Below are 25,791 nucleotides of genomic sequence, written 5' to 3'. Positions count from 1 at the left end.
CCGGACGACGACGCCACCCGCGATCGCGACGGGGCGGTTCCCGCCTCCGGCGACGACGCGTCCGCGGGGAACCCGCGACACCAGCCCGGCAGCCGCGATGCGGACGAACGAAACGAGGACTCAGTGAGCTCCGTCGAGAGCACCGGCGATTTCGAACAGTTCCGCGACGATCTCGACGCCGTCGAGCGCAAGATCGCCGGTGAGATCGATCCCGGCATCCGCGCCATGGTCGTGGCCGGTGCGGTGTTCCTGCTGCTGGCCTCGCTGGTTTTGCCGCACGCGGGCGCCGCCCGCGGCTTCGACGTGCTGTTGAACACCGACGTCGCGCGGGCCGAGCACATCGGGCTGCCCTCGCGGGTCTTCGTCTGGTTCCTGGTGATCTTCGGCATCGGGTTCTCGATGCTGGCGCTGATGACCCGCCGCTGGGTGCTGGCCTGGATCGCCGTCGCGGGCAGCGCCGTGGCAAGCGTGTTCGGCGTGCTCTCGATCTGGCACCGCCAAACCCCCGGCGTGGGCAACTACATCGGCGCGGGCCCCGGCATCGGGCTGATCCTGGGCGCGATCGTGACCGTCGTGCTCACCTTCCACTGGGTCCGCGTGGTGTGGAGCCGCACCACGCTGCACCTGGCCGCCGAGGAGCAGCGCCGCAACGCCGCCGCGGCCGCGGAGGAACGCGACCGGCGTCGCCTGATGGGCGACTCCTGACCTGATCGCACACACGAGCGGCCCTTCCCGATGGGAAGGGCCGCGATCGAGCGAACTCAGCGGTTGCTGACCGCGCCTTCGGCGGCCTCGGCCCACTCCCGCCACTGCTTGGCCTGCTCCAGCGCCTTCTCCGCGTCGCGCGCGTTGCCCGCGGCCTGGGCCTTCGCCGCCTGCTCCTCGAACTGTGCCACCCGCTCGCGGAACTGGGCGGCGCGGGCCATCGCCTCGGGGTCGGTGCGCCGCCACTGCGCGTCGACGGCGTCGCGCACGCGCTTCTCGATCGCCCGCAGCTTGCCTTCCAGTTCCTGCATGCGCTCGCGCGGCACCTTGCCGATGGCGTCCCACTTCTCCTGGAGCTCGCGCAGCGCGCTGCGGGCCACTTCCAGATCGGCGGACGGATCGATGAAGGCGTAGGCGCTCAGCAGTTCCTCTTTGGCGGTCGCGTTCTGTTCGAACTCGGCGTCGCGCTCGGAGACGGCGGCGTTGCGGGCGGCGAAGAAGACATCCTGCGCGCTCTTGAAGCGCCGCCACAGCGCCTCGTCGGCCTCGCGCGGCGCGCGCCCGGCGGCCTTCCACTCGGCGAGCAGATCGCGGAAGACGCCCGCGGTGGCCACCCATTCGGTGGAGCCGGACAATTCTTCGGCCTGCACGCACAGTTCTTCCTTGCGCGACTTCGCGGCGGCGCGTTCGCGATCCAACTCGGCGAAGTGCGCGCCGCGGCGGCGGTTGAACGCCTCACGGGCCTTGGAGTAGCGCTTCCACAACGCGTCGTCCACCTTGCGGTCCACGCCCCGGATGGACTTCCACTCGTCGAGAATCTCGCGCAGCCGATCGCCCGCGGCCTTCCACTGGGTGGACTCGGCGGCGATCTTCTCCGCCTCGGCGGCCAGCGCCTCCTTGCGCTCGGTGTGCTCGTGCCGGGCGCGTTCCTTCTCTTCCTTGGCATGCGCGGCGGCTTCTTCGGAGTGCTCGGCGATGGCCTGTAAGCGCCGGGTTAGCCCCTCGATGTCCCCGATCACCGCGGCGGTCGGCAGCGACTCGGCCAGCGTCACGGCGGCGGCCTTGGTCTTGCGCGCGTCGGCCCCCGCGGCCAGCCGGGCCTCCAGCAGGGCGACCTCGGTGGCCAGGTCGTCGAATCGGCGGCCGAAGTGGGCCAGGCCCTCCGTGGCGTCGCCGGCCTGCCACGAGCCGACCTGGCGTTCGCCCTCGGGCGTCTTCACCCAGGCGGTGCCGTCCTCATCGACCCGGCCCCACAGGCTCGGATCGGAGACGCTGGGGACTACGACGGGATGGGGGTGCTGCTGGGCGGGGCCCGGGGCGGGTTTGACCGCGTGCGGCTTGGGCGGTGGAATCGAGCGGCCCGGTTTCGGGGCACCGGAAGAACGGGGCATCTTGCCGGGGCCGGCTTTCGCGGTTCCGTTGCTGTCGGTCATGTTTCCTCGTCCCTGCCGCGCGTCACGGCTGCCTGGTTACGCCCTAGCTCATCCCATTCAACCCGGTCCGAGCCCTTGTGACCATCGACCCATGCCTTCCCGAGGAGGAATCCCGGGGGTTTCCAACCCCTGATGACCTGGGTTGTAGCTCCTCGAACACTATCAATCCCGGCGGTATTTCCGGCAGAGACACTCGAAGCCGGGCGGTACCGGTGGTCCCGGCAACGACTACGGTTACGACGTGTTCTCCGTCGCCGCTCTCGTTCCGTCGCCACCCGTGCTGGTTCCCGAGCTGTGCGGCGGTGTGGCGGACACGGCGGGAGCAGGCGCTCCGGACCCGCGCGCGGTGCTGCGGTCCGCCGTGCTCGACGCCGTGCGCGCCTTCGCGGCCGTGGCGGAGCGCTGGACGGTGCTCGGCGTCGGAGCAGGTGAGAGCACGTTCGGTCCGGAGACCATGGGCACATTCCGCGGATTCGGCGCGGACGTGCGCGTCGGGCTCTCCGGCGCGGCGGTCGCCGCGGCGCAGCGGGCCGATGCCGGTCTGCCGTTGGCCGTGCTGATCGGGGGATGGCTACGCGGGCAGGTCGCCCCGAGCGCAACCGCCGACGCGCGCATCATCGCCGCGGACGCGACGCCGGAGCACTGCCGTGAGGCGGGGGCGAAGCTGCGCGCCGATCTGGACGGCGATATCGCGCCGCGCGGTGTGCTCGTCGTCGCCGACGGCGCCGCGACACTGTCCACCAAGGCGCCCGGCTACCTCGACGAACGGGCCCGGCCGGTGCAGGACCGGCTGGATCACGCCCTGAGCGCGGGGGATCGCGCCGCGCTGCGGGCACTCGATCCCCTGCTGTGCGCCCAGCTGAGCCTCTCGGGGCGCGCCGCCTACCAGGTGCTGGCGGGGCTGTTCCGGGCCGACCCGCTGGTCGAGACGCTGTACTGCGACGCCCCGTTCGGGGTCGGTTACCACGTGAGCCTCTGGCGGCCCGCCGAAAGCGAGGAGCGGTGACCGATTCCGGCATCACTCCGATCGCGGTCGTCGGTCCCACCGCCACCGGCAAATCCGATCTCGCCCTCGATCTGGCCGAGCGGCTCGGCGGCGAGATCGTGAACATCGACGCCATGCAGCTCTACCGCGGCATGGACATCGGCACCGCGAAGCTGCCCATCGCGCAGCGCCGGGGCATTCCGCATCACCAGCTCGACGTGCTCGACGTGACCGACACCGCGTCCGTGGCCGCGTATCAGGCGGCGGCCGCCGCGGACGTCGTCGCGATCATGGGGCGCGGCCGGGTACCCATCATCGTGGGCGGTTCGATGATGTACGTCCAGGCGCTGCTGGACGAGTGGGAGTTCCCGGCCACCGATCCGGCCGTGCGGGCGCGCTGGGAGGCGGTGCTCGCCGAGCGGGGTGTCGCGGCCGTGCACGCGGCGCTGCGCGAGGCCGATCCGGCGGCCGCGGCCACCATCCTGCCCACCGACGGTCGCCGCATGGTGCGGGCGCTCGAGGTCGTCGAACTCACCGGACGGCCGTTCGCCGCCTCGGCGCCGACCATCGGCCCGCCGCGCTGGGGCACCGTCATCATCGGCGTCGACCGGCAGACCGCCGCCTTGGACGAGCGTATCGAGCGGCGCACCGCGGCGATGTTCGAAGGCGGGCTGATCGAGGAGGTGCGCGGTCTCATCGAGCACGGCCTGCGCGAGGGCGTCACGGCGCGGCGCGCCATCGGCTACGCACAAGTCCTGGCCTACCTGGACAACGAATACGACCTGAATCACGCTCAGGAACGCACCCTGATCGGTACCCGGCGCTACGTGCGCAGACAACGCTCCTGGTTCCGGCGCGATCCTCGGGTGCGGTGGGTGGACGGCGCCGCGCCGGAACCGGCCGCGAGGGCGCTGGCCCTGCTCGAAGAGAAAGAACGGACCCCGCAGTGACCCGACGTGTGAGCACCCGCAACGCCTCCGTCCAGGTGTGGCAGGCCTATCTCAACAACCGCACCAAGCGTCATCGCGACGGCCGTTTCCTGGTGCAGGGGGTCCGTCCGATCACGCAGGCCGTGGCCAACGACTGGCCGCTGGAGACGCTGCTGTACCGCCTGGGCGGCCCGGAGCTGTCGGGCTGGGCGCGCGAAGTGCTGGACACCAGCAGCGTGCCGCAGGTCGGCCTGGTGCCCGAGCTGATGGCCGAACTCGGCGAGAAGTCCGGCGGGATACCGGAACTCGTGGCGGTCGCGGAGTCGCGGCAGCCCGAGCTGGAGACCTTCGAGCCGGGTGAGCCCGGGGAGGACGCCCCGGTGATCGTGGTGTTCGACCGGCCCAACTCGCCGGGCAATCTCGGCACCCTGATCCGCTCGGCCGACGCGTTCGGGGCCGGCGGCGTCATCGTCACCGGGCACGGCGCCGACCAGTACGACCCGCAGGCCGTGCGCGCCTCGACCGGTTCGCTGTTCGCCGTGCCCGTGATCCGCGCCGCCGGGCCCGCACAGGTGCTCGAGTTCCGCAACCGGCAGGTGCGCCGTGGCATTCCGACCCGCATCGTGGGGACCGACGAGCACGGCCCGCACGCCGCCTACGACTACGACTTCACCGACGCGACCATCCTGGTCGTCGGCAACGAGACCAGCGGGATGAGCGCTGCCTGGCAAGCGGCCTGCGACGACATGGTGTACATCCCGATGGGCGGCACGGCCAGCTCGCTGGGGGCACCCTCGGCGGCCGCGGTGGCGCTCTACGAAATTTCCCGGCAGCGCCGGACGTTTGCCAAGTGACGAGGAGATAGGGAGACATCGCACGTGCCGGATATCGAGTTCACCAAGGGCCACGGTACCCAGAACGATTTCGTGGTGCTGCCGGACCAGGGGGCCGACCTGGCGCTGACGGCCGCGCAGGTCGGCGCGCTGTGCGATCGCCGCCGCGGGCTCGGCGCCGACGGCGTGCTGCGGGTCGCGCGCGCCGGTGCGCTACTGGCCGCCGGGGTACTCACGGAGATCCCGGAAGGCGTCGACGCCGACGACTGGTTCATGGATTACCGCAACGCCGACGGTTCGATCGCCGAGATGTGCGGCAACGGTGTGCGCGTGTTCGCCCACTACCTGAACGTATCGGGACTGGAGACGCGCGACAGCTTCGTCGTCGGCAGCCGCGCCGGCGCGCGCCCGGTGACGGTGCATGCCGGGAACCCGGTGACCGGCGACGTCACCGTCGGTATGGGGCCGGTGCGCGAACTCGGCGCGTCCACCGCGACCCTCGCGGGCTGGGCGCTGCCCGGCATCGGCATCGACGTCGGCAATCCGCATCTGGCCTGCGTCGATCCGGGCATGTCCGCGGACGCGCTGGGCAAGCTCGACCTGACCGTGGCACCCGGCTTCGATCCGGACCTCTTCCCGCACGGGGTCAACGTCGAGTTCGTCACCGCGCTGTATGCCGAGGGTTCGGTCGACATGCGGGTCTACGAGCGTGGTGTGGGCGAAACCCGTTCCTGCGGAACGGGAACCGTCGCCGCGGCCGCCGCGGCACTGGCCGCCGACGGGTTCCGGATCGCCGCAGACACCGGCCGGGTGACGGTCCGGGTGCCCGGCGGTGAGCTGACCGTCGGGTTGGAGCGCGGCTCGGCGTGGCTGCGCGGGCCCTCGATCCTGGTGGCCGCGGGCCGCCTCGCGGGATCGTGGTGGGATGGGCTGTGAGCGTCGCGCTCCGATAACCGCGTGCGTGCTGCGGTGATGTCGTGGCAGCATGGATGGTGTATGAGGAAATCAGAGACGTATGAATTCACTCCGGCGGACGCGAACGATCGCGCCGCCGAGGCGGCCGACGACGCCGTGACCGGCGAAGAAGCGGTGACCGGCGACGTGGTCGCCGAGCACGCCGCGCGAATGAACCGGTCCGGCTGGTCGGCCGATCCCACCGTGGGCGAGCTGCAACTGGAGGACCGCAGCTCGCTGCGGCGTGTGGCGGGCCTGTCCACCGAGCTCGCCGACATCACCGAGGTCGAGTACCGGCAGCTGCGCCTGGAGCGTGTCGTGCTGGTCGGTGTCTGGACCGCGGGTACCGCCGCGCAGGCCGAGGCGAGCATGGCCGAGCTGGCGGCGCTCGCCGAGACCGCGGGCTCCGAGGTGCTCGAAGCGCTGATCCAGCGCCGTGACCGGCCGGATCCGGCCACCTACATCGGCTCCGGCAAGGCCGAGGAGCTGCGCTCCGTCGTGCTGGAGACCGGCGCCGACACCGTCATCTGCGACGGCGAGCTGACTCCGGCGCAGCTGACCGCCCTGGAGAAGGTGGTCAAGGTCAAGGTGGTCGACCGGACCGCGTTGATCCTGGACATCTTCGCCCAGCACGCCACCTCCCGGGAGGGCAAGGCGCAGGTCTCGCTGGCCCAGATGGAGTACATGCTGCCCAGGCTGCGCGGTTGGGGCGAGTCGATGTCCCGGCAGGCCGGCGGCCGCGCGGGCAGCAACGGCGGCGTGGGTCTGCGTGGTCCCGGTGAGACCAAGATCGAAACCGACCGTCGTCGCATCCGCGAGCGCATGGCCAAGCTGCGCCGGGAGATCCGGGAGATGAAGACCGCGCGCGACACGATGCGGGCGCGCCGCAACTCCAGCGGCATCCCGTCCGTCGCGATCGTCGGTTACACCAACGCCGGCAAATCGAGCCTGATGAACAAGCTCACCGGCGCCGGCCTGCTGGTCCAGGACGCGCTGTTCGCCACCCTGGACCCGACCACCCGCCGTGCGGAGCTGGACGACGGGCGCGAGGTCGTCTTCACCGACACCGTCGGCTTCGTGCGGCATCTACCCACGCAACTGGTCGAGGCGTTCCGCTCCACCTTGGAGGAGGTGACCGGCGCCGATCTGCTGCTGCACGTGGTGGACGGTTCCGACGCACTGCCCGCCGAGCAGATCAAGGCCGTCCGCGAGGTGATCACGGACGTGATCAAGGAATCCGGCACGCCCGCCCCGCCGGAACTACTGGTGGTGAACAAGACCGACGCGATGGGGCCGACCGAGCTCACCAACCTGCGCGCGCTGCTGCCGGACGCGTCGTTCGTGTCCGCGCGCAGCGGTCGTGGCATCGACGCGCTGCGCGAGCGGCTCGCCGAAATGCTCGGTGGCCTCGACGTGGAGATCAGCGTGCTGCTGCCGTACACGCGCGGCGACCTGCTCGCCCGCATCCATGCCGACGGCCGCATCTTCGACTCCCACCACGAGGAAGGCGGAACCCGCGTGCACGCGCGCGTCCCGCACTCCTTGGCGGCCGCCGTGTCGGAGTACGCCCACGCGGGCACGGGGGAGCCCGGCGAGTAAGCCGCTCCCCGCGCCGTACGGCGACGCGGCGGCGGCGCGCGCCGCTGGTCGTCGGCTGTCGGTGCCTCGTCACGTGCGCACACGTCAGCTCGGGGTGCTCCGGCCGCGGTTGCGCGGCTGCCACATGGCTTCCGTGCGGTGGAGCGGGCCTCGGTACGGGCGCCTCGGCGGGGCGATGACTTGCGAGTTCGCGACGGGCTTGCCGGGACGAGGAACGGCTGGTCGCTCGACCGAATGGGCGTGTCGCGATATGACGCGCACATCCGGTGCGACGCAGTCGATTTCGTTGCGCTATCGTCATCGAATCGACACCAGGAGGGTTCATGTCGGACGCCCGATCCGATTCCCGCACCCGGCGCTCCGGCGCCGCGAGCAGCGCCGATCCGGCGCTCACCGACGGTGCGCCGCTGTCGGTCGCGCTGACCGGCACCGATCTGCGGGTGATCGACACCCTGCTCGCGCCGCTGCGCGCGTGGACCAGTCCGCGCTTCTACGGCTTGGAGAACATCCCCGCCGACGGCCCGGTGCTGCTGGTCGGTAACCACAACCTGCTGGGCGGCATCGACGCGCCGATGCTGCTGCCCGAGGTCCTGCGCCGCCGCGGCCGCCTGATCCGCGGTCTCGCCGAGAACGTGCTGATCAACGTGCCCGGTATACGCCACCTGCTGCACCACTACGGCGCGGTGCGCGGAACTCGGTCCAACTGCCTGGCACTGCTGCGGCGCGGTGAGGCCGTGATGGTGTTCCCCGGCGGCGGCCGGGAGGCGGTGCGCCGCAAGAACGAGAAGTACCTGCTGAAGTGGGAGGGGCGCAGCGGTTTCGCGCGCATGGCCATCGAAGCGGGTGCGCCCATCGTCCCGGTCGCGATGATCGGCGTCGACGACGCCTACGACATCGTGGTGGACGGCGACCATCCGATCCTGCGCCCGCTGCGCTGGACCGTGGAGGCGCTCGGCCTCAGCCGCGACCTCACCCCGCCGCTCATCCGCGGCGTCGGTCCCACAGTCATCCCGCGGCCGGAGCGCTTCTATTTCTCCGCAGGCGCCCCCATCGACCCGGCGCCCTGGTGCAACGCGGGCGACATGCACGCCGCCGCGGTCGAGTTCCGTGACGTGGTGCGCAAGGCGCTCGAGGAGGAGATGAACTTCCTCTTCGCCGAACGGGCACGCGACCAAGGCCGCACCTTGGTGGGCCGCGTGCGGGGTTGGCTGAACCTCTGACGGCGCGGGCACTGTCCGGTCTACCCCGGCTCTCGATCCGATGATCGCCGATCCGATCGAGCGAGGGCATGAGGTCGCTTCGGTGTAGTCGCCGCCGAGCGGGGTGAAGTCGACGTCGGATCGACTCCGAGTCACTCGGTACCGACAGGCCCGCGGCGCCGATGCGATGGTGTCCGGCTCGATCGGCAAGTCGGCCCCTCGGACTCGAACGCAGCTGGATGCGATCGCGCCGCGTGATGGCGCTGGAGTCCGGATCCGTGGTCGGTCCGCGCCTGCGCGATGCCCTGGTCGTCGCCGAGCCGAGTGGCGCAGAAGGCGTCGGCGACAGCGGGGTGGCGGGGTTCTGTCCGCGTAGGTGGACGGAGAGTCCGCATGCGCACGCAATGCCCCCTACCGGTGACGCCATTGTGGGAAGCGGGCTCTGGCGCTACCAGCGGAATGAGCCGGCAGCGGACAGGATCGAGCCGCCGTGTAGCGGCTACCCGACCGGCGATCGGCTGACCTCGCCGAAGAACCGGGGTGGGATCTTCGATGTCCAGCGTTGTCGTTTCCGGCCGCCCCGAACTCCTCGACCGTTTGCGGGGAATCTCGCCTGCTGATCCGGACCAGCGCCGCCGCTCCTGGTGAGACCATGGTTCTGGCCCCAGAAGTGAACGCGGATTCTCCTGCCGGGTACGGTATGGGGCAACGACTGGTCGGTGTGGACCGGCCGGTGTGGTCACTAGGAGGTTGGCGTGGAACGCACACTGTTCGAACCCGAACACGAACTGTTCCGGGAGTCGTTCCGCAAGTTTCTCGATCAGCACGTCGCGCCGAATCACGCGAAGTGGGAGGAGCAGGGCATCGTCGACCGGCAGGTCTGGCTCGAGGCGGGCAAGCAGGGCTTCCTCGGCATGGCCATGCCGGAGCAGTACGGCGGCGGCGGGGTGAAGGATTTCCGCTACAACGCCATCGTCTCGGAGGAGTCGGTGCGCGGCCAGTACTCCGGTCTCGGCTTCTCGCTGCACAACGATGTGATCGCGCCTTACCTGCTAGAGCTGGCCAACGAGGAGCAGAAGCAGCGCTGGTTGCCCGGTTTCTGCGCGGGCGAGATCATCACCGCGATCGCGATGACCGAACCGGGCACCGGTTCGGACCTGCAGGGCATCAAGACCCGCGCGGTGCGTGACGGGGACGACTGGATCCTCAACGGCGCCAAGACCTTCATCACCAACGGCATCAACTCCGACATCGTGATCGTGGTGGCGCAGACCGACCCGGAGAAGGGCGCGATGGGCTTCAGCCTGTTCGTGGTCGAGCGCGGCATGCCCGGCTTCGAGCGCGGCCGCAACCTGGACAAGCTCGGCCTCAAAGCCCAGGACACCGCCGAGCTGAGCTTCACCGACGTGCGCGTGCCCGGCAAGAACCTGCTCGGCACCGAGGGCATGGGCTTCCTCCACCTCATGCAGAACCTGCCGCAGGAGCGGCTGTCGATCGCCGTCATGGCGGCGGCGGCCATGGAGTCCTGCCTGGACATGACCGTCCAGTACGTCCGCGACCGCAAGGCGTTCGGCAAGCCGATCGGCGCGCTACAGAACACCCGCTTCGTGCTCGCCGAACTGGCCACCAAGACCACCGCCGTGCGTCTGATGGTGGACAAGTTCATCGAACTGCTCAACGAGGGCAAGCTGACCGCCGAGGACGCGGCGATGGCCAAGTGGTGGAGCACCGAGGAGCAGCTCGACCTGATCAACCGCTGCCTGCAACTGCACGGCGGATACGGCTACATGAAGGAATACCCGATCGCGAAGGCCTACATGGACGCCCGCATCCAGACCATCTACGGTGGCACCACCGAGATCATGAAGGAGATCATCGGGCGCAGCCTGAAACTCTCCTGACAGCGCGGGTTACGCTCGGGCCGTCATCCGCCGCCGGCCCGGGCATCGCCCGGGGCACAATCGCCTCCCGAGGTGCCGGTGGACCCGGCGTCCGTCCATCACCCGAAGTGCAGGAGATACGATGCCGAGTCTGGCCAACCAGATCGTGCGCGGATATTTGAAGGCGACGCGCGCCAATCGGGTATTCGTCGACGCCGGCACGGCGCGGGAGCGGGTTCGCGATTTGAGCGTGCGGCCACGGCGCTACGGTCCGCCGCGCAGGTTGCGCGCGGATGTGGCGATCGCGGTGGACCGTCGCGGCGGCTGGCCGGTCTACACGCTGACTCCGCGCGGGCGGCGGCCTCGGGGGAATGTCGTGTACGCGCACGGTGGCGGCTGGGTGCACGAGATCGCACCGCAGCATTGGGCCCTGTGCGCGGCCATCGCCGCGGAAACCGGTGCCGCCGTGACTGTCGCGATCTACCCGCTGATTCCGTTCGGGACGGCCGCGCAAGTCGTCCAGGGCTTCGTCGACCTGGTGCTGGCGAACCGGGAAATATATGAAAGCGTCTGCTTGGCAGGGGATTCCGCCGGTGGACAGATCGCTCTGTCGGCCGCGGTGGTGTTGCGGGACGACCATGGAGTGCGGCTGCCGGGCACCGTGCTGATCGCCCCCGCCCTCGATCTCTCGCTGAGTAATCCGCAGATACCGGTGGTGCAGCCCCGCGACCCGTGGCTGGGCGTCGCGGGGACTCGGGTGCTCATCGAGCACTGGCGGGGCGAACTCGAGATCGCCGACCCGAGGGTCAGCCCGCTCGCCGCCGACCCGCGCGGGCTCGGTCCGCTGACGGTCTTCTGCGGCACCGACGACATCCTGCACCCGGACACGCGCCTGCTGGTGGACGCGGCACGTCGCGCCGGAGTAACGGTGGACTACCACGCCGGGCAGGGGCTGCCGCATGTCTACCCACTGACGCCGACCCCCGAAGGACGGGCCGCCCGCAGGATCGTCATAGAACGTTTGCGCAGCGCACTCGGGGGTTGAGCGCATCCCCAGTCGATATCGCCGCTGACAGCGGCGGTAGTCAGACGCGAGCGGGCAGGGTTACGACGAAGCAGGCGCCGCCGGCCGTGCCGTCGATGACCCGGATGGCGCCCCCGTGGCGTTCGACGACATCGCGGACGATGGCCAGGCCCAGACCCGCGCCGCCTTCGTCGCGGCTGCGCGCGTCGTCCAAGCGGACGAACCGCTGGAAGATGCGCTCGCGATCGGCGGGCGGCACACCCGGGCCGTCGTCGCCGACCGACAACGTCGCCAGCCCGTCGGCGCCGCGCTCCACGGCTACGCGCACGATGCTCGCGGCATGCCGTTGGGCGTTGTCGACGAGGTTGCCCAGGACGCGCGCGAGCTGGGTGCGGCTGCCGGTGACCGCGACGGCGTCCTCCGGTGTCGCGATCTCCACGGCCACCCGGTCGCCCGCACGGTGCTCCAGTTCGTCGCGCACCAGGACCGTCAGGTCCACGCGATCCGCACGCGGTTGCTCGCCCGCGTCGAGCCGGGCCAAGAGCAACAGGTCGGCCGCCAGGTGTTCCAGCCGGATGGTGTCGCCGATCAGGCCGTCCAGTTCCAGCAGGTCTGGGTGCGCCTGGGCCACCTCGAGCTGGGTGCGCAGGCTGGCGATGGGGCTGCGCAATTCGTGAGCTGCGTCGGCGATGAACCGGCGCTGGCGCTCCCCGGATTCCTCCAGCGCGGCGAGTGTGGCGTTGGTGGTGGTCGCCAGCCTGCCGATCTCGTCGTGGGAGCCCGGTTCGGGCACGCGCCGGGACAGATCACCGTCCATGATCTCGGCGAGCTGCCTGCGGATCGCCTCCACCGGGCGCAGGGCGCGCCTGGTGACCAGCCAGGTCACCAGGGCGACCAGGGCGAGCAGCGGCGGCAGGCCGAGCAGCATCGCCTGCCGCGCGTCCGCCACCGCGCTGTCGGCGGTCTCCAGCGACGAGCCCGCGTAGACGGTGGCGGGCTGCCCGCCGGGGGTGCTCACCGCGAGGGCGGCGACCCGGAACGGGTGCGGTCCGTCCTCGGCGTCCACCGTCAGCCGTACGTCACCGAATTCCGCGTCGGCCGTCGTGGGGTCCGCGGTCGAGGAGGGGCTTTCGTCGTCGTCCGACTCCCCCTCGTCATCGTCATCGTCTTCTTCGTCGTCGTCGTGCTCGTCGTCTTGGTCCTCGGAGGCCTTCGAGAGGGGCCCGAAGTCGGCCATCGGAGGTTTGCCCGCGAGTTCGTCGGCGGCCGCGAGGACCCGGCGGTCGATCGAAACGATCTGCACCGGTTGATCTTCGGCGTCCGGAAACGACAATCGCGCGAGATCGGCGCGCGAGGCGAGCTGGGTCGCCACGTCACGCGCGGTGGTCTCCGCCTGCAATTCGGCGCTGTGCACCAGGTTGTGCCGCAGCACCGCCAGCACCGTGATCCCGGCAGCCGTCAGCGCCACCGCGACGACTGCCGTCGCCGCGACCGTGGTGCGCGTGCGGACCGACCGCCACCAGGCACGCCTGCTCCGCTCAGGCACGGTCGGCTGCCAACCGGTATCCGGCGCCGCGGACGGTGGTGATCGTCCGGCGCCCGAACGGCGCGTCGATCTTGCGGCGCAACGTGCTGATATAGACCTCGACGATGTTCGGATCGCCGTCGTAGGCGAAATCCCAGACGTGGTGCAGGATATCGGCTTTCGACACCACCTCCCCTGCGCGGACGGCCAGGTGCTCGAGCACGGCGAACTCCTTGGCGGTGAGCGTCACCTCCTGCGAGCCGCGGCGGCAGGTCCGGGTGCCCGGGTCCACGATCAGGTCGCCGACGCGCAGCACCCGTGCTCCGCCGCGGGTTCGGCGGCGCAACAGGGCGCGAATGCGGGCCAGCAGCACGAGGTAGGAAAACGGCTTGCTGAGGTAGTCGTCCGCTCCGGTGTCCAGCCCCTCGGCCTCGTCGTATTCGCCGTCTTTCGCGGTCAGCATGAGCACCGGTGTCTCGTTGCCCCCGGCGCGCAGCGCGGCGCAGACCCGGTAACCGTTCATGCCGGGCAGCATGATGTCGAGGATGATCAGGTCGTAGTCGGTGGTGGTCGCCAGATGGAGCCCCTCGGCGCCGTCGTGCACCACATCCACGGCGAATCCCTCGGCCGACAAGCCTTTTGCCAGTGTGAGAGCAAGACGTTTCTCGTCCTCCACGATCAGCAGACGCATTCACCAAGAGTGGCAGACGGATCCTGAAACCGTCTTCAGGTGGCTTCAGCTCGCCTTCAGTTCCGTGCGTCACCGTAGACGCATTCGAATCAGCACTCCCGCAGGAGGTTTCGTATGTCAACCGTTTTCCGCCATGCCTACGCCGGTCTTCGCTGGCTCCTCGTCGGCACCGCCGTCGCGGCCGTCGTCGTCGGTCTCAGCGCGGCCCTGGCCGCTGTCGCCACCGGCGGGCCGGACGATCACACCGTCGCCTTCCGCTCGTCCGCGGGGGACTGGTCGCTGGTGGCCGACACCGGGATCAGCAGGCAGCAGGCGATCGACAAGGCGATGCAGGCCGTGCCCGGCGGTCGAGTCCGGTCCACCGAACTCGACTCCGATCGCGGCACCTCGGTGTGGGAGGTGGAGCTCACCACGCCCGCGGGCGTGCGGTACGACGTGACGATCGATGCGCACAGCGGCGCGGTCCACAGCGCGGTCGACCAAGACTGAGCTTGCGCGGCAGCGCAAGTGTGACGGGTCGGTGCTCGGGTAAAGCACGAGGTGTTTGCTGCCGGCGGCGGGGATCCGGAGGGGGATCCCGGCCGCGGCTTGGCCGATAGCGGGACACGGTCGAGCCTCGGGTGTAACGCCATGGAGATGCGTTCGCCGAGCATCGAAGATCGGGCCCTCACCGCGTTTGCCGAGGAGTAGCCTCAAGGTTGTCCGCTCGAGGAATCGAGGTCGCGATGCACGAGATGGCCATCACGCAGAGCGTCATCGACGCCGTCTGCGAGCACGCGGCGGGCCGGCCGGTGCACTCCGTCACCGTCGAGGTCGGCGCGCTGTGCGCGGTCGTGCCCGAGGCCATGCGGTTCTGTTTCGAAGTCGCGGCCGAGGCGACCGTAGCCGAGGGCGCGCAGCTGGTCCTGGTGGAGATCCCCGGCGTAGGGGCGTGCCGGACCTGCGGAGCCGAGTTCCGGCTGCCCGACCCGATCCTGCTGTGTCCCTGCGGCAGCGCCGATGTCGAGATCCGCTCCGGGCGCGAGCTGCGTATCCGATCCATGGAGGTGAGTGAGGAATGTGCGCAACCTGCGGGTGCGGCGACGACGCCGCCGCGCTGATTCGCGTCCCGCACGACCACCAGCACTCCGAGGCGCACGGCCACGATCATGAGCACCCGCATCCCCATGAGCATGCGCAGGTCCTGGACCACGAGCACACGCACGGGCCGGACGCCGACCACGTCCACCTGCCCGCCACCGAGACCGTCAGCCTCGAGCTGAAGGTGCTGGCCAAGAACGACGAACTGGCGCAGCGCAACCGGGCCTGGCTGGCCGAGCGCGACATCGTCGCGCTCAACATGACCAGCTCGCCGGGCGCGGGCAAGACCAGTCTGCTGGAACGCACCATCCGCGAGTCCGGCCGGACCCCGATCGCGGTGATCGAGGGTGACCAGGCGACATTGCTCGACGCCGAACGGATCCAGGCCACCGGGTGCCGGGTCGTGCAGATCAACACCGGGGCGGGATGTCACCTGGACGCCGAGATGATGTATCGCGCGTTGGAGAAGCTCGACCCGGCGCCGGGCACGCTGTTGTTCGTCGAGAACGTCGGCAACCTGGTCTGCCCGGCGCTGTTCGACCTGGGGGAGCGGGAGAAGGTGGTCGTCATCTCGGTGACCGAGGGGACCGACAAACCGCTGAAGTATCCACACATGTTCCAGGCGGCAGGCCTGGTGCTGGTGAACAAGACCGATCTGCTGCCGTATGTCGATTTCGATCTGGACCGATGCCGGGAGTACATCCATTCGCTACATCCCGGCGTCGAGGTCCTTCCGCTGTCCGTGAGCAGCGGTGCAGGCCTGTCTACCTGGTATGACTGGCTGGCCGCCCGGCGTCGCGCGGCCGGTTCGGCGGCTCTTGAGGAAGCCGCCGGGCGCGCTTAAGGTGAAGTGATCAGGATCACATCTACGGGTGACCCCTTCTTCGAGAAAGGCGAGATTCGGCCCCCGGTGGTCCGCTGCGGAAGGTGGCGAGACATGCCCACTCAGGAAGCAGTACGAGCCGAAGAAACGCTGATCCACGTTCTCTGGATCAACGCCGGACTCAGTTGTGACGGTGACTCGGTCGCCTTGACGGCGGCCACGCAGCCGAGCATCGAAGAAATCGCTCTCGGCGCCCTGCCCGGTCTGCCCAAGATCGCCGTGCATTGGCCGCTCATCGACTTCGAGTGCGGGCCGAACGGCGGCGCCGATGATTTCCTGGAGTGGTTCTTCAAGGCCGACCGCGGGGAACTCGAGCCGTTCGTTCTGGTGGTCGAGGGCTCGATTCCCAACGAGCAGATCAAGGAAGAGGGCTATTGGTGCGGGTTCGGCAACAATCCCGCCACCGGCCAGCCCATGACGACCAGCGAATGGCTGGACCATCTCGCGCCGAAGGCCACGGCCATCGTGGCGGCGGGCACCTGCGCGACCTACGGCGGCATCCACGCGATGGCGGGCAACCCGACCGGCGCGATGGGTGTGCCGGACTACCTCGGCTGGGACTGGAAGAGCAAGGCGGGTATTCCGATCGTGTGCGTGCCGGGCTGCCCGATCCAGCCGGACAACATGTCGGAGACGCTCACCTATCTGCTGTACATGGCGACCGGACAGGCGCCGATGATCCCCCTCGACGAGGCGCTGCGGCCCAAGTGGCTGTTCGGGGCGACCGTGCACGAGGGCTGCGACCGCGCGGGCTACTACGAGCAGGGTGAGTTCGCCACCGAGTACGGCTCACCGAAATGCATTGTGAAGCTCGGCTGCTGGGGGCCCGTGGTCAAGTGCAACGTCCCCAAGCGGGGCTGGATCAACGGCTTGGGCGGCTGCCCGAACGTCGGCGGCATCTGCATCGGCTGCACCATGCCCGGCTTCCCGGACAAGTTCATGCCGTTCATGGACGAACCGCCCGGCGGGAAGCTCTCGTCCAGCGCATCGGGGCTCTACGGATCGGTGATCCGCAGCCTCCGTCACATCACCGGACGCACGGTCGACAAGGAGCCGCACTGGCGGCACCGGGGACGGAAGCTCGAGACCGGCGCGACCCGCACTTGGTAGGAGGATCTCTGATGACACAGATCATCCCGGAGCCGTCGCACCGGACGATCGAGCCGGACCGTCTCGTCGAGATGGCGTGGGACCCGATCACCCGCATCGTCGGCAGCCTCGGCATCTACACCAAAATCGACTTCGAGAACCGGGAAGTGATCGAGTGCCACAGCACCTCGTCCATCTTCCGCGGCTATTCGATCTTCATGAAGGGCAAGGACCCGCGCGACGCGCACTTCATCACCAGCCGCATCTGCGGCATCTGCGGCGACAACCACGCCACCTGTTCGTGCTACTGCCAGAACATGGCCTACGGCGTGCGCCCGCCGCACCTCGGCGAGTGGGTCGTGAATCTGGGCGAAGCCGCCGAGTACATGTTCGACCACAACATCTTCCAGGAGAACCTGGTCGGCGTGGACTACTGCGAGAAGATGGTCTCCGAAACCAACCCGGGCGTGCTGGCCAGGGCGGAGAACACCGAGGCGCCGCACGCGGGCGACCACGGGTATCGCACGATCGCCGACATCATGCGGGCGCTCAACCCGTTCACCGGTGAGTTCTACCGGGAGGCGCTGCAGGTCAGCCGGATCACCCGGGAGATGTTCTGCCTGATGGAAGGTAGGCACGTCCACCCGTCCACGCTGTATCCCGGGGGACCGGGCACGGTCGCGACGATCCAGCTGATGACCGATTACCTGTCCCGGCTGATGCGCTATGTGGAGTTCATGAAGAAGGTCGTGCCGATGCACGACGACCTGTTCGACTTCTTCTACGAGGCGCTGCCGGGGTACGAGAAGGTAGGTCTGCGGCGCACGCTGCTGGGCTGCTGGGGCTCGTTCCAGGACCCGGAATTCTGCAATTTCGAGTACAAGGACATGGAGGACTGGGGACGCAAGATGTTCGTCACCCCCGGCGTCGTGGTCGACGGCAAGCTGCTGACCACCTCCCTGGTCGACATCAACCTGGGTCTGCGGATCCTGCTGGGCAGTTCGTACTACGAGGACTGGACCGATCAGGAGATGTTCGTGAAGACCGATCCGCTGGGCAACCCCGTGGACCGGCGCCACCCCTGGAACCAGCACACCAACCCGCGGCCGCAGAAGCGAGACCTGGACGAGAAGTACAGCTGGGTGATGTCGCCGCGCTGGTTCGACGGCACCGACCACCTCTCCCTGGACACCGGCGGTGGCCCGCTGGCACGGCTGTGGGCGACAGCGCTGGCCGACCTGGTCGACATCGGGTACGTGAAGTCGACCGGGAACAGCGTGCAGATCAACCTGCCCAAGACCGCGCTCAAAGGCCCGGTCACGCTGGAGTGGAAAATCCCCGTGCACGGCAGCAACACCCTCGAGCGCAACCGCGCGCGCACCTATTTCCAGGCGTACGCGGCGGCCTGCGCGCTGCACTTCGCGGAGAAGGCGATGACGGAGATCCGGGCCGGCCACACCAAGACCTGGGAGAAGTTCGAGGTCCCAGCGGAAGGCATCGGCTGCGGTTTCACCGAAGCCGTGCGCGGCGTGCTGTCGCATCACATGGTGATCCGGGACGGCAAGATCGCCAACTACCACCCGTATCCGCCGACGCCGTGGAATGCCAGCCCGCGCGACAGCTACGGCACGCCCGGACCCTACGAGGACGCGGTGCAGGGCCAGCCGATCTTCGAGGAGAACGACCGCGAGCACTTCAAGGGCATCGACATCATGCGCACGGTGCGCAGTTTCGATCCGTGCCTGCCGTGCGGCGTGCACATGTATCTCGGCAACGGAAAGTCGCTGGAGAAACTGCACTCTCCGACGCAGACGCTCACCCCCGAGTGAGTCCGCGTCGGGAGAAACGACCGGAGGTGACGGTGGAGGATCGCCCGGACGACCAGGACGACGCGACACTCGATACGGCCCGGTGGCGAGAAGCCGGCGATCGCATCGAAACCTTGCTGGAGGCGAGTTCGGCGGGCGGTGCGCTCGCCCGCGAGCGCGCCGAGCAACTCGTGCGCGAACTGGTCGGACTCTACGGCGCGGGGCTGACCCGCGCGGTCGCGCTGCTCGACGCGGACGCGGTCGAGCGGTTGGCCCGTGACGATCTGGTCGCGAGCCTGCTGCTGGTGCACGGGTTGCATCCGCACGATGTGTCCACCCGGGTGCGCACCGCGCTGGACAGCGTGCGCCCCTACCTCGGTTCGCACGGCGGCGGCGTCCACCTGGTCGACATCGTCGACGGGGTGGTCCGCTTGGAACTGGCGGGTAGCTGCAAGAGCTGTCCGTCCTCGTCGGTGACACTCGAACTGGCCGTCGAGGACGCGGTGCGGGCGGCGGCGCCGGAAATCGAGTCCATCGAAGTCGTGGCCGCGCAGACGGAGTCGGCGGGGGTGATCTCCGCCGACTCGCTGTTCTCACGCGTGCGCGCGGACGGCGCGCGGTCCGGCAACTGGGTCGCGGTCCCCGAACTGGCCGAGCTGAATGCGAGCGAGGTGGGTGGCTTCGACGTCGCCGGGCTGACCGTGCTGGCCTGCCGGGTGGGCGAGGAGCTGTACGCCTACCGGGACCACTGTCCCGGGTGCGACCGCTCCCTCGCGGGCGCGGTGCTGGAACGGCGCGTGGGATTCCCGGTCGGCGACGCGGTGCTGCGGTGCCCCACCTGCCGGGCGCATTACGACGTGGTGCACGCGGGCGCCCGGGTCGACGGCGATGGACATCTCGAGCCGCTTCCCGTGCTCGTGCGATCCGGCGAACTGTCGGTGGCGGTGCCGGTGGGGGTGCACGGGTGAGCACACCGTTTCGCGCGCTCCAGCGGATCGCCGCCGACCGCGGGCCCGATCCCCGGCCCGGCGAACGGTGCGAGATGTGCGCGGAGCCGATCGCCGAGCAGCACCAGCACGTCGTGGACGTCGAAGGCAGGCAGCTGATGTGCGTGTGCCGCGGCTGCTATCTGCTGTTCGTCGACCAGAACGCGGCGCTGCGCTATCGAGCGGTGCCGGATCGGTATCTCGGGTTCCCCGATTTCACGATCAGCGGGGCGGAGTGGGACGCGCTGGAGATCCCGGTCAGCCTGGCGTTCTTCTTCCGCAATTCCGCCCTGGAGCGGACGGTGGCGTTCTATCCCGGGCCCGCGGGCGCGACGGAATCGGAATTGCCGCTGGAGCAATGGAACGCGATCCTGCACCGGCATCCCGAGCTGGATGTGCTCGCTCCCGACGTGGAGGCACTGCTCATCCGGGTGCCGGACCGCCGCGCCGAGCAGGCGGCCTGCCTGCTGCTGCCGATCGACGCCTGTTACGAGTTCGTCGGCCGGATGCGGTTGCTGTGGCATGGATTCGACGGTGGTCAGGACGTGCACCGGTATCTGGAACAGTTCTTCGCCGAGGCGGCGGCGCGTGCGAGAGCGGGGGGTGCGGCATGAGCCCGGTGTACTCGACGACGTTCGCCGTGCTCGAGATGAAACCCGAGCCGTACGCCGTCGCGCCGATCCTGTCCGCGCGCGTCGGCATCGCCGCGCTCGGGGAGGAACCCGTGCACGCCATCGCCCTGCGCGCGCAGGTGCGCATCGAGCCGTTCCGCCGCGGCTACTCCGACGAGGAGGCCGCGGGCCTGGTCGATCTGTTCGGTCCGCGCGAACGGTGGCACGAGACCCAGCGTTCGTTTCTCTGGATGCACTGCGCCACCATGATTCCGGGTTTCACCGGCGGCGCCGAAGTGGATCTGCCGATGCCGTGCACCTACGACTTCGAGGTGACCGGGTCGAAGTACCTGCACGCGTTGCGCGACGGTGTGGTTCCGCTGCTCTTTCTGTTCAGCGGAACCGTTTTCATCCGGGGCAGCACCGGATTCGCCATCCAGCAGATCCCGTGGGACCGCGAGGACAAGTTCGAGATGCCCGTGTCGGTGTGGCGAAATCTGATGGCCGCGTACTTCCCGAATTCCGGGTGGGTGCGGCTGCACAACGACACCCTCCGTGCGCTCGCCGCCTACAAGTCCGGCCACGGGCTGCCCGGTTTCGACGACGCGGTGACCCGCCTGCTGACCGACACCGAGGAGACGCCGTGACGACCGCCGACGCCCGCGCCCGCGCACGTGCCGTTGCCGACGCGGTGCTCTACGAGGGCTACTTGCTCTACCCCTACCGGGCCGACGCGCGCAAGAACCAGTCGCGATGGCAGTTCGGGGTGCTGGGGCCGCGCGGAGCCGCCGCAACAGGGCTCGGTGAGGAGCAGGCACTGTCGGCGCAGTGCCTGGTCGCTCCCGGCGAACATCCGGAGATCACCTTGACCGTCCGATTCCTCCAGCTCCAACGCCGCCAAGTGATGGACGGAGACGGCGCGTCCGTCGCCGAGTGGTCCGACGGCGAGCGGTCGTGGCTGTCCTGGGACGAGGCGGTCGAGCAGGAGGTCGTCATCGGTCCGGTCCCGCCGGGCCGCCTCGTGCGGCCGCTGGACATCCCGGGCGGCCGCGACACCGAGGAGATCGCCACGGCCGCCGCCCCCGGGCGAGGCACGCTGGTGCGGACCCGGCTGCCGCTGGCGGGCGAGCTGGAACTCGCGGCCGACCGGGACGACGGCTTCTCGCGGCTGACCGTCACCCTGCGCAATGTGGGCGAACCCGCGACCGACCAGCGCGACGCCATCGCGCGCTCGCTGATCGGCGCGCACGTCATCGCGGAGATCACCGGCGGCGAGTTCGTCTCGCTGCTGGAACCGCCGCCGGAGGCGGTGGCCGCGGCCGCCCGCTGCGATCGATACCGCTGCTTCCCGGTGCTCGCGGGGCCGCCCGGCGACTACAGCATGCTGCTGATCTCGCCGATCATCCTCTACGACCACCCGGAGATCGCGGAGCAGAGCGAAGGCGCGCTGTTCGACTCCACCGAGATCGACGAGATCCTCACACTGCGGATCCTCACGATGACCGACGCGGAGAAGGCGCGGGCGCGGGCCACCGATCCGCGCGCGGGGGAGATCATCGACCGCTGTGAAGCCATGTCACCCGACGCGATGCGGCAGCTGCACGGGGTGCTGCGCGACCCCCACGCCGAAGGTCCGGGACTGATCCCGGAGATCCCCGAGGGCCTCGACTGGTGGGATCCGGCGGCCGACGAGGCCGTTCGCCCCGAGCTCGACGCGGTGCCGGTCGCGGGCGTACTCGTGCGCAAGGGCAGCCGGGTCCGGCTGCATCCGTCGCGGCGGGCCGACGCCCAGGATCTGTTCTTCGACGGCCGGTGCGCCCGGGTCGTCTCGGTCCACGAGGACGTGGACGGGCAGGCGCACGTCGGGGTCGTGCTGGACGACGACCCGGCGGCCGAGTTGCACGAATGGTACGGCCGCTACCTGTATTTCGCCCCCGACGAAGTGGAGCCGCTCGACGGCACCGAGAAGTGAAAGGAAGTCCGCTATGGAAACCGTGGGAGTGGTGTCGACAACCGTCGTCGCCGTGCTGGTGGCGGCGGGATTGTATCTCGGCGTGCGCTCGATCCCGGATCTGCGGCGATACCTCAAGATCCGGCACATGTAGCGGCCGACGGAAAGGAGCATCATGGCTGAGCATCGCGAAGAGCCGCAATCGGCACGGGGCGCGCCGGGTTCGCGCGACACCGGGGCCGACGTCGCGGCCGGTGGTCCGGCGGATCGGGAGCCGGGGCACATCCATCACGAGGAGATGACCTCCGCGCACTCCGACGACACCGAGAAGGGCACCGAGTTCACCTCGGAAGCGCCGTCCGGCACCGAATCGGCGGTGCCGCCCTACGACGAGCGCAAGGAGACCGCCAACGCCCCCTCCGAGACGGCGACCGGGAAGGTTGACGACGCGCGGGTGGGCGGCGCGACAACGCCGACCGAGGAAGAGGGGTGAACCCACGGGCGCGGTGCTGATCGCCGGGATCGGCAACATCTTCCTCGGCGACGACGGATTCGGACCCGAGGTGGTGCGGCGGCTGCCGCTCCACCCCGACCCGGGCGTGCGCGCGGTGGATTACGGCATCCGCGGCATGCACCTCGCCTACGACCTGCTCGATCCCTGGGACGCGCTGGTGCTGATCGACGCGCTGCCCGATCGCGGCGCACCCGGCCGGATCGAGGTGTTCGCCACCGCGGCGGAGGACACCGGCGCCGCGCATCTCGACGCGCACGCGATGAGCCCGGACGCGGTCTTCGCCGGAGTGCGCGCCCTGGGCGGTGCGCTCCCACCCACGGTGGTGATCGGCTGCCAGGTCGCCTGCGTGGCGGAGGGTATCGGCCTGTCCGAGCCGGTCGCCGCGGCGGTGGACGAGGGGGTGGCGGCCGTGGGCGGTGTGCTCGCCGAGTTGCTCTCCGCCGGTGCACCCGATGGTTGCGAGCCGCTGCGGCGGGCCACAGCGCGACAGGAGGACTGACGATGTGTCTGGGCATCCCGGGACGCGTGCTGGCGATCCCCGACGGCTACCACGGCCAGATCGCGCTGGTCGAGGTGTCCGGCGAGCAGCGAAAGGTGAACGTCGGCCTGCTCGACGACGATCCGGCCCGGCCGGGTGACTGGGTGATCATCCACATGGGCTTCGCGGTGGAGAAGACCGACGAGGCCGGGGCCACGGCGGCGCTGGACGGGTTGCGCTTGCTGCAACGCGGAGACCTGCCATGACCACCCAGCGGCTGCGGCGTCGTCTGCTCGTGCGCGGCGTGGTCCAAGGCGTCGGGTTCCGCCCGTTCGTCTACACCACCGCCGCCGAGTTGTCCCTGTCCGGCAGCGTCGGCAACGACAGCAGCGGCGTCGTCATCGAAATCGAGGGTGCGCCGCAGGATCTGGACCGGTTCGCCGAGCGGCTGCGTCTGCGCCCGCCGCCGCTGGCGGTGGTCGAGTCGGTCGAGCAGGCCGAGCTCCCGGTGCGGGGCGGCACCGGCTTCCACATCGCGGGTACCACCCACGACGGCGGTGGCCGCACGCTGGCCTCTCCGGATGTCGCGATCTGCGCGGACTGCGAACGCGAGTTGCGCGATCCCGGCGACCGCCGCTATCGCCATCCGTTCGTCAACTGCACCAATTGCGGTCCGCGCTTCACCATCATCGCGAGCCTCCCCTACGACCGCGAGCGGACGTCGATGGCCGACTTCGCCATGTGCGACCGCTGCGCGCGGGAGTACGCCGATCCCGCCGACCGCCGCTTCCACGCGCAACCGATCGCCTGCCCCGACTGCGGTCCCACCCTCGCGTATACCGGACCGGGAGCCGGCGCGCCGTTGACGGCCGCGCGGCAGCTGCTGCGCGCGGGCGGCGTCCTGGCGGTCAAAGGCATCGGCGGGTACCACCTGGCCTGCGACGCCACCGACGAGACGGCCGTGGCGGAGCTGCGCAGGCGCAAACGCCGCGGGGACAAGCCGTTCGCCGTGATGGTGCCGGACCTCGCCACGGCAAGGGCCATCGTCACCGTCGACGACGCCGCCGCGACGCTGCTGACCAGCCCGGCTCGCCCGATAGTGCTGCTCGCTCGCCGGTCCGCGGCCGAGGAATCCTCCTCTTTCGCAGCCGATTCGATCCGCGCCGCTCAGCCGGGTGAAGACACCGTGTCGGTGGGCGCGGCGCGGGCGAGCCGCCCGATCCCGGCTCCCTCGGTGGCACCCGGCAATCCGGACCTGGGCGTCATGCTCGCCTACACCCCGCTGCATCTGTTGCTGTTCGGTCTGCCCGGCGACCCGCCCGGCCCGCAGGTGCTGGTGATGACCTCCGGCAACCTCGGCGGCGAGCCGATCTGCTACCAGGACGAGGACGCCCGCACCCGGCTGGCCGGGCTGGCCGACGGCTGGCTGACGCACAACCGGCGCATTCTGGTGCCCTGTGACGACTCGGTGGTGCGTTCGCTCGACGGCCGCGAACTGCCCGTCCGGCGCTCGCGCGGGTACGCGCCGCTGCCGCTGCTGCTGCCGGTTCCGCTGCCGCCGACGCTCGCCGTCGGCGCCGACCTCAAGAACACCTGCGCGGTCGCCGACGGTCGCTACGCCTGGCTGAGCCAGCACATCGGCGACATGGACGATCTGGCGACGCTGCGCTCCTTCGGCGCGGCCCAGCGCCACCTCGCGGCACTCACCGGGGTGCGGCCCGCGCAACTGGTGGCCGACGCGCATCCCGGCTACCGCTCCACCGCGTGGGCGCGCAGGCACGCGGGTGAGCGAGCCGTGTACACCGTCCAGCACCACCACGCGCACATCGCCGCCGTCATGGGTGAGCACGGACTCGGCGCGAGCGAGCAGGTGGTCGGCATCGCCTTCGACGGCACCGGATACGGGCCGGACGCGGCGGTGTGGGGCGGTGAGGTGCTGCTCGCGGGCTACAAGGGCTATCGCCGTCTGGCCCATCTGAAGTACGTGCCGCTGGCCGGCGGCGATCTCGCGGTGCGCAGGCCCTATCGCATGGCGCTGGCGCATCTGCGGTCGGCCGGGATCGAGTGGACCGAGGACATTCCGGCGGTCGCGGCATGCCCGCCCGCCGAGCGTTCGGTGCTGGCCCACCAGTTCCGGACCGGATGGGGTTGCGCTCCCACGTCGAGCATGGGCCGGCTGTTCGACGCGGTGTCCTCGCTGTGCGGCGTGCGGCACGTCGTCGACTACGAAGCGCAGGCGGCCATCGAGCTGGAGGGACTGTCCCGGTCCGGCGCGGAAGGCGCCACCGCATACCGGTTCGCACTCGATGGCGGCGATCCGGCCGTGATCGATCCCGCACCGGTGCTGGCGGGCGTGGTCGCCGACGTGCGCGCGGGCGCACCCGCGCAGGTGGTTGGCGCGCGGTTCCACGCCGCTGTCGCCCGGCTGGTGCTCGAGCTCGCGGCTCGCTACGCCGCCCCGGCGACGGTCCTCGCCCTGTCCGGCGGCGTCTTCCAGAACGCCCTGCTGCTCGTTCGAGCGTGTGCGCTGCTGCGCGACAACGGCTTCACCGTGATCACCCACCACCGACTGCCGCCCAACGACGGCGGCCTCGCATTCGGGCAACTCCTCGCGTGCAGCGAGGGATGAGCGAA

26 protein-coding genes are annotated in these 25,791 nt (G+C 70.0%); 23 read left to right on the top strand and 3 right to left on the bottom strand.

From position 1 onward, the window contains the following. The first annotated feature begins 123 nt into the window (after positions 1-123). Complete coding sequence (locus tag NA8_RS10660; protein WP_063050247.1) at positions 124-705, top strand: Rv2732c family membrane protein; 582 nt, start codon at positions 124-126, stop codon at positions 703-705. Between the two features lie 56 nt (positions 706-761). Here NA8_RS10660 and NA8_RS10655 read toward each other — a convergent pair whose 3' ends face one another. Then, positions 762-2,138, bottom strand: a complete 1,377-nt coding sequence (locus NA8_RS10655) for a DUF349 domain-containing protein (protein ID WP_063050207.1) — start codon at positions 2,136-2,138, stop codon at positions 762-764. A gap of 241 nt (positions 2,139-2,379) precedes the next feature. Here NA8_RS10655 and NA8_RS10650 point away from each other — a divergent pair, with 241 nt between their 5' ends. From NA8_RS10650 to NA8_RS10615, 8 genes are all read left to right on the top strand, one after another. Beyond that, positions 2,380-3,144 (top strand): class III extradiol ring-cleavage dioxygenase family protein, encoded by a 765-nt coding sequence (locus NA8_RS10650; protein ID WP_063050206.1) that lies wholly within the window; start codon positions 2,380-2,382, stop codon positions 3,142-3,144. Beyond that, positions 3,141-4,073, top strand: a complete 933-nt coding sequence (gene miaA, locus NA8_RS10645; RefSeq protein WP_063050205.1) for a tRNA (adenosine(37)-N6)-dimethylallyltransferase MiaA — start codon at positions 3,141-3,143, stop codon at positions 4,071-4,073. Before NA8_RS10650 ends, miaA begins: the two co-directional genes overlap by 4 nt. Further along, positions 4,070-4,906 (top strand): TrmH family RNA methyltransferase, encoded by an 837-nt coding sequence (locus tag NA8_RS10640; protein ID WP_063050204.1) that lies wholly within the window; start codon positions 4,070-4,072, stop codon positions 4,904-4,906. The genes miaA and NA8_RS10640 overlap by 4 nt, the downstream gene beginning before the upstream one ends. Before the next feature lie 33 nt (positions 4,907-4,939). Continuing rightward, entirely contained in the window at positions 4,940-5,821 is an 882-nt protein-coding gene (dapF, locus tag NA8_RS10635) for a diaminopimelate epimerase (protein ID WP_063050245.1), read from the top strand. 189 nt (positions 5,822-6,010) lie between these two features. Continuing rightward, positions 6,011-7,438 carry a GTPase HflX gene (hflX, locus tag NA8_RS10630; RefSeq protein ID WP_063050244.1) on the top strand — a complete coding sequence of 476 codons (1,428 nt, stop codon included), beginning with the start codon at positions 6,011-6,013 and terminating at the stop codon, positions 7,436-7,438. A gap of 323 nt (positions 7,439-7,761) precedes the next feature. Continuing rightward, on the top strand, positions 7,762-8,658 hold the full coding sequence (locus NA8_RS10625; RefSeq protein WP_063050203.1) for a lysophospholipid acyltransferase family protein: 897 nt from the start codon (positions 7,762-7,764) through the stop codon (positions 8,656-8,658). 734 nt (positions 8,659-9,392) lie between these two features. After that, positions 9,393-10,538 carry an acyl-CoA dehydrogenase family protein gene (locus tag NA8_RS10620; RefSeq protein WP_063050202.1) on the top strand — a complete coding sequence of 382 codons (1,146 nt, stop codon included), beginning with the start codon at positions 9,393-9,395 and terminating at the stop codon, positions 10,536-10,538. Between the two features lie 121 nt (positions 10,539-10,659). Continuing rightward, entirely contained in the window at positions 10,660-11,562 is a 903-nt protein-coding gene (locus NA8_RS10615) for an alpha/beta hydrolase (RefSeq protein ID WP_063050201.1), read from the top strand. 40 nt (positions 11,563-11,602) lie between these two features. Here the strand turns inward: NA8_RS10615 and NA8_RS10610 are convergent, their stop codons facing one another. After that, positions 11,603-13,087, bottom strand: a complete 1,485-nt coding sequence (locus NA8_RS10610) for a sensor histidine kinase (protein ID WP_063050200.1) — start codon at positions 13,085-13,087, stop codon at positions 11,603-11,605. Further along, a complete protein-coding gene (locus tag NA8_RS10605) occupies positions 13,080-13,757 on the bottom strand; it encodes a response regulator (protein WP_063050199.1) in 678 nt (225 codons plus the stop codon). The genes NA8_RS10610 and NA8_RS10605 overlap by 8 nt, the downstream gene beginning before the upstream one ends. Before the next feature lie 114 nt (positions 13,758-13,871). Between NA8_RS10605 and NA8_RS10600 the strand changes: the two genes are divergently transcribed. The 14 genes from NA8_RS10600 to NA8_RS10540 all read left to right on the top strand — a co-directional run bounded on the left by NA8_RS10600 (position 13,872) and on the right by NA8_RS10540 (position 25,786). Beyond that, entirely contained in the window at positions 13,872-14,246 is a 375-nt protein-coding gene (locus NA8_RS10600; RefSeq protein ID WP_063050198.1) for a PepSY domain-containing protein, read from the top strand. Between the two features lie 236 nt (positions 14,247-14,482). Then, complete coding sequence (locus NA8_RS10595; protein ID WP_063050197.1) at positions 14,483-14,857, top strand: hydrogenase maturation nickel metallochaperone HypA/HybF; 375 nt, start codon at positions 14,483-14,485, stop codon at positions 14,855-14,857. Further along, positions 14,815-15,681, top strand: coding sequence for a hydrogenase nickel incorporation protein HypB (hypB, locus tag NA8_RS10590; protein ID WP_063050196.1), 867 nt, complete (start codon positions 14,815-14,817; stop codon positions 15,679-15,681). Before NA8_RS10595 ends, hypB begins: the two co-directional genes overlap by 43 nt. A gap of 93 nt (positions 15,682-15,774) precedes the next feature. After that, positions 15,775-16,830, top strand: a complete 1,056-nt coding sequence (locus tag NA8_RS10585) for an NADH-quinone oxidoreductase subunit B family protein (RefSeq protein WP_063050195.1) — start codon at positions 15,775-15,777, stop codon at positions 16,828-16,830. An 11-nt stretch (positions 16,831-16,841) separates the two neighbouring features. Continuing rightward, entirely contained in the window at positions 16,842-18,638 is a 1,797-nt protein-coding gene (locus tag NA8_RS10580) for a nickel-dependent hydrogenase large subunit (protein ID WP_063050194.1), read from the top strand. Positions 18,639-18,670: 32 nt separating this feature from the next. Beyond that, positions 18,671-19,585, top strand: coding sequence for a NifU family protein (locus NA8_RS10575; RefSeq protein ID WP_063050243.1), 915 nt, complete (start codon positions 18,671-18,673; stop codon positions 19,583-19,585). Beyond that, positions 19,582-20,217, top strand: coding sequence for a DUF5947 family protein (locus tag NA8_RS10570; protein WP_063050193.1), 636 nt, complete (start codon positions 19,582-19,584; stop codon positions 20,215-20,217). Before NA8_RS10575 ends, NA8_RS10570 begins: the two co-directional genes overlap by 4 nt. Beyond that, complete coding sequence (locus tag NA8_RS10565; RefSeq protein ID WP_063050192.1) at positions 20,214-20,861, top strand: DUF6084 family protein; 648 nt, start codon at positions 20,214-20,216, stop codon at positions 20,859-20,861. Before NA8_RS10570 ends, NA8_RS10565 begins: the two co-directional genes overlap by 4 nt. Continuing rightward, positions 20,858-22,186, top strand: a complete 1,329-nt coding sequence (locus tag NA8_RS10560; RefSeq protein WP_063050191.1) for a hypothetical protein — start codon at positions 20,858-20,860, stop codon at positions 22,184-22,186. The genes NA8_RS10565 and NA8_RS10560 overlap by 4 nt, the downstream gene beginning before the upstream one ends. 13 nt (positions 22,187-22,199) lie before the next feature. Further along, a complete protein-coding gene (locus tag NA8_RS35895; protein ID WP_086006670.1) occupies positions 22,200-22,319 on the top strand; it encodes a DUF6893 family small protein in 120 nt (39 codons plus the stop codon). Between the two features lie 21 nt (positions 22,320-22,340). Continuing rightward, positions 22,341-22,658 carry a hypothetical protein gene (locus NA8_RS10555; RefSeq protein WP_063050190.1) on the top strand — a complete coding sequence of 106 codons (318 nt, stop codon included), beginning with the start codon at positions 22,341-22,343 and terminating at the stop codon, positions 22,656-22,658. Between the two features lie 13 nt (positions 22,659-22,671). After that, complete coding sequence (locus tag NA8_RS10550) at positions 22,672-23,178, top strand: hydrogenase maturation protease (RefSeq protein WP_063050189.1); 507 nt, start codon at positions 22,672-22,674, stop codon at positions 23,176-23,178. 2 nt (positions 23,179-23,180) lie between these two features. Then, a complete protein-coding gene (locus NA8_RS10545) occupies positions 23,181-23,423 on the top strand; it encodes a HypC/HybG/HupF family hydrogenase formation chaperone (protein ID WP_063050188.1) in 243 nt (80 codons plus the stop codon). After that, on the top strand, positions 23,420-25,786 hold the full coding sequence (locus tag NA8_RS10540) for a carbamoyltransferase HypF (protein ID WP_063050187.1): 2,367 nt from the start codon (positions 23,420-23,422) through the stop codon (positions 25,784-25,786). The genes NA8_RS10545 and NA8_RS10540 overlap by 4 nt, the downstream gene beginning before the upstream one ends. Positions 25,787-25,791 lie beyond the last annotated feature (5 nt).

The sequence above is a fragment of the Nocardia arthritidis NBRC 100137 genome, from assembly GCF_001612765.1.
Lineage (GTDB): Bacteria > Actinomycetota > Actinomycetes > Mycobacteriales > Mycobacteriaceae > Nocardia > Nocardia arthritidis.
This window is presented reverse-complemented; position numbering and strand designations above follow the sequence as displayed.

Bases quoted from the DNA above. Each gene is read 5' to 3' on its own strand.
- NA8_RS10655 (WP_063050207.1), bottom strand. From the start codon at position 2,138: ATGACCGACAGCAACGGAACCGCGAAAGCCGGCCCCGGCAAGATGCCC.
- hflX (WP_063050244.1), top strand. From the start codon at position 6,011: ATGAACCGGTCCGGCTGGTCGGCCGATCCCACCGTGGGCGAGCTGCAA.
- NA8_RS10625 (WP_063050203.1), top strand. From the start codon at position 7,762: ATGTCGGACGCCCGATCCGATTCCCGCACCCGGCGCTCCGGCGCCGCG.
- NA8_RS10615 (WP_063050201.1), top strand. From the start codon at position 10,660: ATGCCGAGTCTGGCCAACCAGATCGTGCGCGGATATTTGAAGGCGACG.
- NA8_RS10605 (WP_063050199.1), bottom strand. From the start codon at position 13,757: ATGCGTCTGCTGATCGTGGAGGACGAGAAACGTCTTGCTCTCACACTG.
- NA8_RS10600 (WP_063050198.1), top strand. From the start codon at position 13,872: ATGTCAACCGTTTTCCGCCATGCCTACGCCGGTCTTCGCTGGCTCCTC.
- NA8_RS10595 (WP_063050197.1), top strand. From the start codon at position 14,483: ATGCACGAGATGGCCATCACGCAGAGCGTCATCGACGCCGTCTGCGAG.
- hypB (WP_063050196.1), top strand. From the start codon at position 14,815: ATGTGCGCAACCTGCGGGTGCGGCGACGACGCCGCCGCGCTGATTCGC.
- NA8_RS10585 (WP_063050195.1), top strand. From the start codon at position 15,775: ATGCCCACTCAGGAAGCAGTACGAGCCGAAGAAACGCTGATCCACGTT.
- NA8_RS10580 (WP_063050194.1), top strand. From the start codon at position 16,842: ATGACACAGATCATCCCGGAGCCGTCGCACCGGACGATCGAGCCGGAC.
- NA8_RS10565 (WP_063050192.1), top strand. From the start codon at position 20,214: ATGAGCCCGGTGTACTCGACGACGTTCGCCGTGCTCGAGATGAAACCC.
- NA8_RS35895 (WP_086006670.1), top strand. From the start codon at position 22,200: ATGGAAACCGTGGGAGTGGTGTCGACAACCGTCGTCGCCGTGCTGGTG.
- NA8_RS10555 (WP_063050190.1), top strand. From the start codon at position 22,341: ATGGCTGAGCATCGCGAAGAGCCGCAATCGGCACGGGGCGCGCCGGGT.
- NA8_RS10545 (WP_063050188.1), top strand. From the start codon at position 23,181: ATGTGTCTGGGCATCCCGGGACGCGTGCTGGCGATCCCCGACGGCTAC.
- NA8_RS10540 (WP_063050187.1), top strand. From the start codon at position 23,420: ATGACCACCCAGCGGCTGCGGCGTCGTCTGCTCGTGCGCGGCGTGGTC.